Consider the following 11,421-nt stretch of genomic DNA (forward strand, 5'->3'; position numbering starts at 1 on the left):
TTATTCAAACCCACACATAAAAACTCATATTTTATATTTAAATCGAAAATATTTTTATTTTATGGATTTTTTTCAACAAATGCAGTCTCAAACTTTTTAATACAGAAAAGATCCAAAAGCCATTTATATCGATATTTTTCAATAATTTGCAGCCTGTTTTAAAAGCTCAGGCAAAAACAGCAAATTCCTCAATACCAGCAGCACTTCAATGTATTTAAAAAAAATATCTTTATTCAATTATAAAAATTTTTCGGAAGCCAATTTTGAGTTTGACGGCAAAATCATCTGTTTTGTAGGTAAAAATGGTATTGGAAAAACTAATGTTCTGGACGCTATTTACCATTTGTCTTATGGAAAAAGCTATTTCAATCCGTTGGCGGTTCAAAATATCAAACACGGCGAAGAGTTTTTTGTAATTGATGCCGAATTCATCAAAGATGAAAGAAGCGAACAACTGGTTTGCAGCTTAAAAAAAGGACAAAAAAAAGTATTGAAGCGTAATGGCAAAGCCTACGATAAATTCTCCGATCATATTGGTTTTATTCCGCTTGTTATTATTTCGCCAGCCGACAGGGATTTGATTATCGAAGGCAGCGAAACCCGCCGAAAGTTTATAGATAGCATTATATCCCAACTCGATTCGCATTATTTACAACAATTGATTCAGTACCAAAAAGTAATGAGTCAGCGCAATGCTTTGTTGAAATATTTTGCTTTGAATCATGTTTTTGACAACGACACTCTTTCTATATATAATGAGCAATTAGATGGTTTTGGAAAATACATTTTCGAAAAAAGAAAAGCATTCATAGCTGAGTTTATTCCCATTTTCAACGAACACCATCATGCCATTACAGGTTCGCAGGAATCCGTTCAATTAGTATATGAAAGCCATTTGTTTGAAAATGATTTACTGACACTTTTACAAGAGAACATCAATAAAGACCGAGCTTTGCATTACACCAGCGTGGGAATCCACAAAGACGATTTAGCTTTTGAAATCGACAATCATCCCATTAAGAAATTTGGCTCTCAAGGCCAACAAAAATCATTTTTGATTGCTTTAAAACTGGCACAATTTGAATTCCTGAAAAAACAAAGTGGTGTAAAACCCATTTTATTATTCGATGATATTTTTGATAAATTAGATGAAACTCGGGTTGCGAAAATTGTCGAAATGGTCAATTCAGATACTTTTGGACAACTTTTTATTTCAGACACACATCCGGAACGCACGGAAGCCATTGTAAAATCGACACTGCAATCGTATAAGATATTCAACTTATAATTTTCTTTTTAACCACGAAGAGCACAAAGTTTTACGCAAAGGACACTAAGTTTTTTTTTGCTAAAAAAAGAAAAAAATCTGTTTAAATCTGTGTTTATCCGTAGCAAAAAAAGCTAAGAGTAAAACACATTAAAGTGCATAGTTTTAACTATTTTTGATACTATTAAAATTCAAATTCGATGAAATTCAAATCCTTATTATCAATACTACTCCTATTCATTTTATTTTCTTGCAACGCACAAACTTCAGAAAACATCAAAACTGTTGAAGTGGCTGCTTTCGCAAAAGAAATAAAAACAACTCCAAAACCACAAATTCTGGATGTTCGTACTCCAGAAGAATTTGCTTTAGGACATATTGACAAGGCGAAAAACATCGATTGGCAAAACGAAAATTTCGTTAAAAACACCGAGAAATTAGACAAAAACAAGCCCGTTTATGTATACTGCAGAAGTGGAAAACGAAGCCAAAAAGCATCTGAAAAACTAGAAGAATTAGGTTTCAAAAAAATCTATAACCTAGACGGCGGCTACCTGAAATGGAATGCCGAAACAAAAACAGCGCAATAAAAACTCAAAAGCCATTATTCATGCTTACAAAAGAATCACTACAATTTTTAGACGATTTAAGAAACAATAACAACAGAGACTGGTTTCAGGATAATAAAAAACGATATGAGATTTTCAAAAAAGATTATCATCAGTTAGTTGCTGCTTTTTTAGACACTATGAAACCTATGGATCCTGTATTAGAAATGTTGGAAATAAAGAATTGTACTTTCAGAATCAATCGAGACATTCGATTTTCTAAAGACAAATCGCCTTATAAATCGCATTTGGGAGTTTGGTTGTCTTCTGGTGCTAAAGGGCTCAATCGCGCGGGATATTATGTTCATATTGAAAAAGGAGCTTCGTTTATTGCAGGCGGTTTTTATTCGCCCGAAGCCGAAGACCTAAAAAAAATACGCAAAGAAATTGCCTTTTTCTACGATGATTTAGAAGCTATTTTGAACGAACCCAATTTCAAAAAAGAATTTGGCGATTTTAACCGAAATGAAAAAAGCACACTCAAAAATCCGCCAAGAGGTTACGAAAAAGATCATCCTGCGATTGAATTATTGAAATTAAAAAGTTTTGAAACCGTTCAGAAATTCGACATTTCCGAAGTGACTAAAAAAGATTTTGTTTCGAAAATGAGCCAAAAACTAATCCTTTTGAAACCTTTAAACGAATTCATGAATCGTGCTTTAGAAACAGAGGAATTTTAAAAAGCGAGTCCTGACGACACCTATAATAGTTTTAACCGCAAAGAACACGAAGATATTCTTTCTTTTTCAACGCAAAGACCGCAAAGCTTTGCGATCCTTGCGAAATACAAATACTTAAAAACATAGCGTCCTTTGCGGTAAATAAAAAGTTTAATCTGTGGCAAAAAAATCAGCTTATTTTAATGAAAAAAAGGAAAATACTTTTTCTTGGAGAATCCTATCGCGCTGACGCCATTACCTGGACGAATGGCTTAAAGGAATTTGGTGATTTTGAAATCATCAGTTGGGAATTACAAACACCTAACCATTCGTTGCTGAACAGAATCCTGCGAACACTGGAATTTATCTTCGCTCCTATTGCCATTCGAAAAATAATTCGCCAGCTAAAACCCGATATGATTATTGCAGAAAGAACCACCAGTTATGGTTTTCTGGCAGCACTTTCAGGTTTACAACCTTCCGCTATTGCCCAACAAGGCAAAACCGATTTATGGCCTGAACAGTCCATTACTATTCCGTTTAAAAAAATAATTCAAAATTACGCTTTCAAAAAAGCCACACTTATTCATGCCTGGGGTCCAATAATGGTGGAACACATGAAAAATTCCAACGTGGATATGACCAAAGTTTTGGTTTTACCAAAAGGAATTGATTTAAGTGTTTTCGAAAATAAAAACACCGCAAATCCTGATAAAATTTCCGCTATTGTAACACGTTCGTTGTTACCAGAATACCGACATGATATTATCTTAAAAGCTTTTGGAATTTTACACCAAAAAGGAATTGATTTTAGTTTGACTATTATTGGTAATGGCAAACAACTTGCTTTTTTAAAAGAATTTGCCAGAACATTGGATATTGAAAACAAAGTCATTTTTACTGGCAGAATTCCGTATACTGAACTTCCAGAACAACTGCAAAAATCTAACTTTTACATCAGTATGCCTATTACAGAAGGCGTTTCGGCTTCATTATTTGAAGCTATGGCTTGCGGCTGTTATCCTATTGTCAGCAACATTGCTGGAAATCAAAGTTGGATTTGCCATCGTGAAAACGGACAATTAATTACGGTAGATGATTTTGAAATGTTAGCTAAAGAAATCCTTTGGGCTTTTGAAAATTCAGCCATTCGAAACGAAGCCGTTACAAACAATCGAAAATTCATTGAAAATCAAGCAGATTATAAAATCAATATGAAAATCATTGCTGATAAATACCACGAATTGATTAATTCTAAAAAATAATTTAACCACAAAAAATACAAAGGTTTAAAAAGAAATCCGTTTAATCTGTGGTTAAATATTTTTCACCATATAAGACATATAAGTTTTTGTATCTTATAAAAGTGAAAAAGAAGTTCAAATAAGTTTATTTTCATTTATGAAAATGAAAATCTGTGGCAATTCTTAAACTCAAAGATTAAAAAAAATAATTAGTGACTCAAGCGATAGCGAACAGGCGAAGCAATTCGTGGTGAATTTATTAACGGCAAAGTTTGTTAAGATTTTCGCAAAAAACACAAAGCTTTGAGAACTTTGCGTAAACTTTGTGTCTTTGCGGTAAAACCAAAAATTATAATTCTTACTTTTGAATCTTCAATTCACGACTAAAAAAGCGCTTTCTTTTATGGAAATTCTAAATCATTTTTCTTTAAAAAACTACAATACTTTTGGCATTGAAGCCAAAGCCAAACAATTTGTTGCTGTTCACAACCTAACCGAATTGAAAACCATTTTAGAACAACATTTTTCTGAAAAAAAGTTTATTTTAGGCGGTGGAAGCAATATGTTATTGACACAAGATATTGATGCTTTAGTAATTCATATTGATTTAAAAGGAAAAAAAATCATCAAGGAAAACGAGGATTTTGTCTGGATTGAAAGTCAGGCGGGCGAAAACTGGCACGAATTTGTACTTTGGAACATCGAGCAGGATTTTGGAGGATTGGAAAACATGTCGTTAATTCCTGGAAATGTGGGTACAACTCCGGTTCAAAACATTGGTGCCTACGGAACTGAAATCAAAGATACCTTTGTTTCTTGTGACGCCATGAATATTAAAACTCAGCAAATAAAAACCTTCAGCAATGCCGAATGCAATTTTGGCTACCGCGAAAGTATTTTTAAACACGAAGCAAAAGACCAATATATTATTACTTCTGTAGTTTTTAAATTGACCAAACGCAACCATAAAATCAATACTTCTTACGGAGATATTTTAGCCGAATTAGAAAAAAACAACATCACTAATCCGGGATTAAAAGATGTAAGCAACGCCGTAATTGCTATTAGAAAAAGTAAATTACCCGATCCAAAAGAACTGGGAAATAGCGGAAGTTTTTTCAAAAATCCTATTGTTTTGAAATCCGATTTCGAAGCCATTCATAAAAAATTCCCTGATATGAAATTCTATGAAGTTTCAGAAACCGAAGTAAAAGTTCCTGCAGGCTGGCTGATCGAACAAGCTGGTTTTAAAGGCAAACGCTTTGGCGATGCAGGAATTCATAAAAATCAGGCTTTAGTTTTAGTAAATTATGGCAACGCAACAGGACAAGAAATCTTAGCCGTTTCCAGAGACATTCAAAAAACTGTTTTTGAGACCTTTGGCATTCACATTGAAGCCGAAGTAAACGTGATTTAAGACAAAAAACCGACTTGAAAATTTTCTTTTAAAATTCATTATTTTATCATTTTCAAATCCTAATTGTATTCATACCTTTGCAGTCGATTTAAAAACCCATTAAACTCTGATGCTTATACTAATTCTTTACTTTTTTATTGCTATTGTTGCTATTCAAATTGCGTATTATTTAGGTGTTTTTGGGAAATTTGCTTTCGCCAAAGCGCAAAAAATAACACCCAAAAGAATTCCTATTTCGGTTATCGTTTGTGCAAAAAATGAAGAAGAAAATGTAGCCAAATATGTTCCGCTATTGGCCGAGCAAAACTACCCTGATTTTGAGATTGTTCTAATCGACGATGCTTCGAGTGATAACACCTTAGAACTTTTTGAAGCATTCGAGCAACAATATTCTAACATTCGTCTCGTTAAAGTACAAAACAACGAGGCTTTTTGGGGGAATAAAAAATATGCTTTAACCTTAGGTATCAAAGCCGCTAAGAAGGAATATTTGCTGTTTACGGATGCCGATTGTTATCCAACATCAAAAGACTGGATTACTGCTATGAGTTCGCAATTTACAATGCACAAAACGATTGTTTTAGGATATGGAGGCTATGAAAAAATTGCCAATTCATTCCTGAACAAAGTGATTCGTTATGAAACTTTGCTTACTGCGGTTCAGTATTTTTCCTGGGCAAAACTAGGACACCCTTACATGGGAGTGGGTCGAAATTTAGCCTATAAAAAGGAAGAGTTTTTTAATGTAAACGGATTTATCAATCACATTCAGGTGCGTTCGGGCGACGATGATTTGTTTATCAACGAAGCGGCTAAAGGAAGTAATACTACTGTAGCCTACACGCCAGAAAGTTTTACGTATTCGGCACCGAAAACAAAATACAAAGATTGGTTTACCCAAAAAAGAAGGCATGTTGCTACGGCAAAACATTATAAAACGGTAGATCAATTGCAATTGGGTTTATTTTATAGTTCGCAATTGTTATTTATTGTTTTAGCCACTATCTTGCTTGCTTTCCAGTTTCAATGGATTCTGGTATTGAGTTTAGTAGGCGTACGCTATTTATGTGCCTGGGGTATCGTTGGTTTTTCTGCAGGGAAACTAAAAGAAAAAGACATTAAATTTTGGTTCCCAATAGTAGAGATTGCACTTGTTTTTACACAAATTAATGTTTTTATCACTAATCTTTTTTCAAAACCAGTCAATTGGAAATAAAAATTCAAATAGAAAAAGCCAAACAAGGAGACCAAACGGCCTTTACTTTTCTATTGAATCATTATTGGAGTGAAGTCTATGGATTCATGCTCAAACGCACTGAAAACGAGACCAACGCCGAAGACATTACCATTGAAACTTTTTCGAAAGCATTCGATAAAATAGCGACTTACAATCCTGAATTCCAGTTCAACACCTGGCTGATTAGTATTGCAAAGAATGTCTATATTGATATGCTTCGCAAAAAAAGATCCAGCCTTTTTGTCGAAATTACCGAGCAAGAAGACCAGAAAGCATACAATATTGCCGACACTACTCCGTCTAAAGAAGACGAGCTGATTACCGAGCAAAACCTGTCGCAATTACTACAATACATCAAGGAATTAAAACCGCATTATCAGGAAGTAATCCAACTGCGTTATTTTCAGGAAATGAGCTATCAGGAAATAGCCAACAAAATTGACGAACCTCTCAACAACGTCAAAGTAAAACTTCTTAGAGCTAAGAAATTATTAGCAGAAATTATCCATACTAAGCGGTAAATTTTTATTTTTTTAAACCATTAAGGGCATTAAGTTATATTAAGATTTACTTTTAGGGTAGTTATAAAAAATACTGTGTTTTCTTTTGGCATGTAAGAAATATTTTTATTTTTGTATTGTACTATAAAAAAATTATACGCATCAATTCAAACAAAAATATGCGTATAACATACTGTTTTAGGATAAAACAGGTCAATTTTATGCGTGTATATACATATACTAGTTAGCTGTCATGCCTCGCAGTAGACCAATAACAGTTCAACAAGTTTATAAATTTGAGTAGAAGGACAAGAATTAGATGGATTTTCATCTTCATGAATTTTACCTAATTGTCTTGCCCATTTAATAGCTTGACGAACATCGCACTTTTCAAATAAATAACGTACAACTCTCTCATCATTTTTCTCATATTTAAATCCTAACTTTTTTGAAAGTATTTTTATGTAATCAGATCCATGTAGGGCACTATGCAAAAACTCAAAATGCAAAACATACCATAATTCAAATGATTGGTTAGAATGTCCACTATTAATATTATTTTGATTAGCTAACTCAATAGCTCTATGATAACGTTCGTTAGGAAAATCATCTTTATCATATACTGCCCAAACTTCATCATAATTGGGTAATAATATATTATTCTCTCTTTCTTCCTTATACGCCAAAGCCTTTCTGACAATGTTTAAAGTATTATCGCCTTCACCATTAACTTCAATTGTTTCAAGTAACTTTTTAGGTAATAAATTTCGAAAATAATTAAAATATTGCGGTTCAGTTCTTTCTCCTTCGCAAACTATTAAAAAATATTTCCTTTCCTCTTTACTTTCTACAACTTTTGAAGTAGTTATAGAATTCTCTTTTAATTGATTTAAAAAATCGCTAAAAGAAATTGTTTTATTCTTTTTCGCCATCACTAAATAAACTTTCTAAATCATTAATAAAAGGTATCCCACCGTATTTTCCATCTAAATAATTTTTATCATAGGGGCTTTCTTTTCTTGGTTTGAATTCAACCAAAGAAGTTGCTTTTGATGCTCCTCTAAAATCTTTTTCTATAAAATATATTTGATCACGTCTCAATAAATCTCTATCAATCAAAGCTGTGTCATGGGTAGCTACTAATAATTGTGCTTTTGTTTTAATTTTACTGGAATTAAACAATTTAATAATAGCTTTTGACAATAAAGAATGTAATCTCGCATCAAATTCGTCAATTATTACTACTCTATTTTCTAAAATTGCAGTAATTAATAAACCAATTAAATTGAAATATTTCATTGTACCTTCTGATTCTGATTTATCAAACACAAAATGTTCTATCCCAATTACCTCATTATTATCATTATATTTATTATGTCCAGAAATCAAAGCCGTAGTTTTTTTCTTTTCAAAGTTAGCTCTTATTCTATCTCTCATATTTTCTGGTATAGAATCCTTGATTTCATCGAATGTAAAAGGAACATCAATAATATCAATTTTACTAATACCCAAATCCGCTTTTTGAATAAACTTTCTAATCATATTAGAATATTTCTCATTATTCAATAAACCTATTGTTATATCTCTATAATCTCTATCGTCCATTCCATGTATATTAAATATACTATCAAACCATTGATCAATCAATTCTGCTTTTTTCACATTCCATTGAGATGCAACAGACAAAAACAAAGCATTTTTTCTTGTTCTTTTTTCTAAATTATCAGAATTTTCAAATTTTTTATAATCAACATCAATCTCTTGATTTATTCTTAAAAAAACAGGTGTTTCTTTTTTTATTTTAGTCTCTAATAACCATTCCTTGTGTACTTTTTTATCATCTGCTTCAAAACCATATCTAAATGTAGTTTTACCAATTATAAAGGACATCTCAAAAAAACTTGGTTTCTTTGAGGACGATTCTAATAGCCTAAATGGTTCAACATCAATTTCATCTGCGCTCTGTTTCTCTGTTGCAGAATTATTAATAAACCATTTAAAATAATCAATTGCATCTAAAATTTTTGATTTACCACTTGCATTATGTCCATAAAGTAACATAGATTTTAATAAAACCGTTTTTTCATTCTCAATTAAATTTGATTCCGAATGCTCACTAATTGAACTTGCATTAAAATTTAATGTTATAGGTTCATTTATTGATTTATAGTTGCCGACCTTAAAATAAACTATCATAATAAAACATTTTTACGCAAAAATACATTAAAAATAGTCACTAATGAATACTAAAAAGCTTAAATTTAACAAAAATAAGCACGACAGCTAACACACGCTACAAGCAATTTGGGCATTAGGCTTAATTTAAAGTTGAGTTTGTATTTGGATAATTTGGCAAATCTGAATAATGGGCTTAATTTAGTCCCAAACTGCTTGTAGCGCGAGAACGTCAGGCTGTGAAAAAACCTCCTAAAATTTAGAAAGTATTCGGAGGGTTACCAAAGAAAAATTTCAAATATGAGATTCTCAAGAGGCTGATTGTAGTTTTTTCACAGACTGCCGTTAGCGGTCGGCTTACAAAAACACGCAGACATAGACTTTTGCGACAAAAAACGAAAACAAATGACAAAAAACGAAATCTTAAACAAAACAACGTGGGATGATTACGAAATAGGAACTTGTTTTATTTATGTACCCCTATTTGAAAAAGAAATTCCTTTTGTTTTTTTTCAAAACCATGAACCAACACCAAGTATTACAGACAAAATGCTTGCGTGTGTAAATGACATTCTCGAACTTGAAAAGTCAGCGATTGAAACCATAAAAGAAATGCTTTGGGAAGAATGTATTTTTTCATTTACTGTTGGTGATTATGGCTACGAGCCAAATGATGACGAAACCCATTTAGAAGCACATTTAAAAGGGTTTGAAATTTCAAATAAAGAGGATGCTTATGCTAAAAGTGTCGTGAAAGAAATACAAATTAATGAAAAACATGATGAGTTAAGCAGTCGTTATGCTGAAATTATGATAGATTCTGCGTCGGATAATTTGATAGCCATTATCGTGAAAAATGGTAAACTTATTGACTTTGATGATGATGGAACTTACTTACCCTCTTTTGAAATAGACGAACAATATGCAAGAAGAAATAGAGAAGAAACATTGAAATAACAATAAATAAATCAGCCGAACCCTAACAAGGACTTTGCAAAATGATTGGTTCAGTGCTTGTATGACAGTTTAGCGCTAAGTTCAACATTCAGAATTCTAATGAACATTTGTGCTAAAAATCCGCCACTACGCCAAGCTCCAAACCTTTTTAAACTTTTGATGAAATGAACATATCTCAAAATCTATTACAAAAAAATGCATTTAATTGCAGAGAACTTGAAATAATAGATACTATCACAATAAAAAATAATCGCTTGGTTGAAAATTATTTTTTAGATTACAAAACTCAAACTAAGTTAAATTTGTTTATAAATGATAGTAAAGGGAATCCTATCTTTTTTGATGAAAGCGATTGTGAATGGCTAACCCCTACTTTTATTAGAAATAAAGATGAACTTTATGGGTTCTCACTAATCGAAAAAAGTAATTCAACAAAACTTTTTTTAACAAAAGTAAAAACTCAAGTAGATTTTGATTCATTCGAACCCATTGGAAGATTTTACGCAAAAGATAAGAATCATTATTATTTTGGACCTGGCGGGAAAAAGATTAGAGAAGATTACTTAGAGTTGTTTTTTGATGAGACCTATAGAAATGAATGGAATAATTTACATCCTGATAGAAATACTTCTTTAGAAACTAAGCTTTGGAATTCCAAAATAGCAGTTACAAAGGAAAAAGTTTATTGGGACGGGAACCTAAAAAAGGAAATTCATCCCAGTCTAAAAAGAATAAGTCAATATTTTTGGGCAGACAATTATTCTCTATTTGAATATGATTTACAACGACTAAAGAAATTAGATTCGTTCGATAGACAAACATTGATTTACAAAAACTTTATCAAAAATGGCTCATTAATTTGTCTTGTTACTGACGTACACAAACCTGCACATTGTTATTTTAATGATTCCAATCCAACTGACAAGTATGACTTTAAAATATATACCCCACTTTTTGAGGAGCTAAGAGGAAAAATAAGCAATGAATATTGGTGGTATCAAATGGAAGACAGTTTAAAACATCGGATATAAGAAATTGGGATTCATATAGTTAATTAAAAAGTAAAAGAAGAAATCAGAGGTCTGAGCTAAACTGAAAAGTTAGGGTAAGAAATCGCCAACAGCTCATAGCCACAATACCGTTATCTCCTATACCCATGAGTAGGACTGTAATCATACTTTTTTTCATAATTCTGTCGAACTCAGTGGTGATAAACGCTCAAACGAAAGTGGTGGTAAGAGATTTGAAAAGACTCGAATGGAAATATGATAAACGCTATTCAATGCTAGATTCGAATGAATACTTTGCTTACCCCGACCGCGCAGATATATCAACACAACGATAGCGCGGAAATGTT

Annotated in this window: 11 protein-coding genes; 9 read left to right on the top strand and 2 right to left on the bottom strand. The window is 32.2% G+C overall.

From position 1 onward, the window contains the following. The first annotated feature begins 208 nt into the window (after positions 1 to 208). From recF to AAGV33_RS13285, 7 genes are all read left to right on the top strand, one after another. Entirely contained in the window at positions 209 to 1,288 is a 1,080-nt protein-coding gene (gene recF, locus AAGV33_RS13255) for a DNA replication/repair protein RecF (RefSeq protein WP_373392537.1), read from the top strand. A gap of 179 nt (positions 1,289 to 1,467) precedes the next feature. Continuing rightward, positions 1,468 to 1,857 (top strand): rhodanese-like domain-containing protein, encoded by a 390-nt coding sequence (locus AAGV33_RS13260; protein WP_373392538.1) that lies wholly within the window; start codon positions 1,468 to 1,470, stop codon positions 1,855 to 1,857. A 20-nt stretch (positions 1,858 to 1,877) separates the two neighbouring features. After that, positions 1,878 to 2,555, top strand: a complete 678-nt coding sequence (locus AAGV33_RS13265) for a DUF2461 domain-containing protein (protein ID WP_373392539.1) — start codon at positions 1,878 to 1,880, stop codon at positions 2,553 to 2,555. 182 nt (positions 2,556 to 2,737) lie between these two features. Beyond that, complete coding sequence (locus AAGV33_RS13270; protein WP_373392541.1) at positions 2,738 to 3,799, top strand: glycosyltransferase; 1,062 nt, start codon at positions 2,738 to 2,740, stop codon at positions 3,797 to 3,799. A gap of 343 nt (positions 3,800 to 4,142) precedes the next feature. Next, positions 4,143 to 5,195 carry a UDP-N-acetylmuramate dehydrogenase gene (gene murB / locus AAGV33_RS13275; RefSeq protein WP_373392542.1) on the top strand — a complete coding sequence of 351 codons (1,053 nt, stop codon included), beginning with the start codon at positions 4,143 to 4,145 and terminating at the stop codon, positions 5,193 to 5,195. 109 nt (positions 5,196 to 5,304) lie between these two features. Further along, a complete protein-coding gene (locus tag AAGV33_RS13280) occupies positions 5,305 to 6,411 on the top strand; it encodes a glycosyltransferase (RefSeq protein ID WP_373392543.1) in 1,107 nt (368 codons plus the stop codon). Continuing rightward, a complete protein-coding gene (locus AAGV33_RS13285) occupies positions 6,402 to 6,953 on the top strand; it encodes an RNA polymerase sigma factor (RefSeq protein ID WP_373392544.1) in 552 nt (183 codons plus the stop codon). The genes AAGV33_RS13280 and AAGV33_RS13285 overlap by 10 nt, the downstream gene beginning before the upstream one ends. 230 nt (positions 6,954 to 7,183) lie before the next feature. On the opposite strand, the gene AAGV33_RS13290 is transcribed toward AAGV33_RS13285, so the two are convergent. Both AAGV33_RS13290 and AAGV33_RS13295 read right to left on the bottom strand, forming a co-directional pair. Then, positions 7,184 to 7,864, bottom strand: a complete 681-nt coding sequence (locus AAGV33_RS13290) for an RloB family protein (protein ID WP_373392546.1) — start codon at positions 7,862 to 7,864, stop codon at positions 7,184 to 7,186. Next, positions 7,848 to 9,128 (bottom strand): AAA family ATPase, encoded by a 1,281-nt coding sequence (locus AAGV33_RS13295; protein WP_373392547.1) that lies wholly within the window; start codon positions 9,126 to 9,128, stop codon positions 7,848 to 7,850. The genes AAGV33_RS13290 and AAGV33_RS13295 overlap by 17 nt, the downstream gene beginning before the upstream one ends. Before the next feature lie 384 nt (positions 9,129 to 9,512). Between AAGV33_RS13295 and AAGV33_RS13300 the strand changes: the two genes are divergently transcribed. Further along, positions 9,513 to 10,064: a hypothetical protein gene (locus AAGV33_RS13300; RefSeq protein ID WP_373392549.1), complete on the top strand. Its 552-nt coding sequence runs from the start codon at positions 9,513 to 9,515 to the stop codon at positions 10,062 to 10,064. Positions 10,065 to 10,228: 164 nt separating this feature from the next. Continuing rightward, complete coding sequence (locus AAGV33_RS13305; protein ID WP_373392551.1) at positions 10,229 to 11,095, top strand: hypothetical protein; 867 nt, start codon at positions 10,229 to 10,231, stop codon at positions 11,093 to 11,095. The last annotated feature ends 326 nt before the right edge of the window (positions 11,096 to 11,421 follow it).

The organism is Flavobacterium magnesitis, from assembly GCF_041729735.1.
Lineage (GTDB): Bacteria > Bacteroidota > Bacteroidia > Flavobacteriales > Flavobacteriaceae > Flavobacterium > Flavobacterium magnesitis.

Excerpts from the sequence above, each read along its gene's own strand:
- AAGV33_RS13300 (WP_373392549.1), top strand. The coding sequence starts at position 9,513 with ATGACAAAAAACGAAATCTTAAACAAAACAACGTGGGATGATTACGAA.
- AAGV33_RS13260 (WP_373392538.1), top strand. The coding sequence starts at position 1,468 with ATGAAATTCAAATCCTTATTATCAATACTACTCCTATTCATTTTATTT.
- AAGV33_RS13280 (WP_373392543.1), top strand. The coding sequence starts at position 5,305 with ATGCTTATACTAATTCTTTACTTTTTTATTGCTATTGTTGCTATTCAA.
- AAGV33_RS13265 (WP_373392539.1), top strand. The coding sequence starts at position 1,878 with ATGCTTACAAAAGAATCACTACAATTTTTAGACGATTTAAGAAACAAT.
- AAGV33_RS13295 (WP_373392547.1), bottom strand. The coding sequence starts at position 9,128 with ATGATAGTTTATTTTAAGGTCGGCAACTATAAATCAATAAATGAACCT.
- AAGV33_RS13270 (WP_373392541.1), top strand. The coding sequence starts at position 2,738 with ATGAAAAAAAGGAAAATACTTTTTCTTGGAGAATCCTATCGCGCTGAC.
- recF (WP_373392537.1), top strand. The coding sequence starts at position 209 with ATGTATTTAAAAAAAATATCTTTATTCAATTATAAAAATTTTTCGGAA.
- AAGV33_RS13290 (WP_373392546.1), bottom strand. The coding sequence starts at position 7,864 with ATGGCGAAAAAGAATAAAACAATTTCTTTTAGCGATTTTTTAAATCAA.
- AAGV33_RS13305 (WP_373392551.1), top strand. The coding sequence starts at position 10,229 with ATGAACATATCTCAAAATCTATTACAAAAAAATGCATTTAATTGCAGA.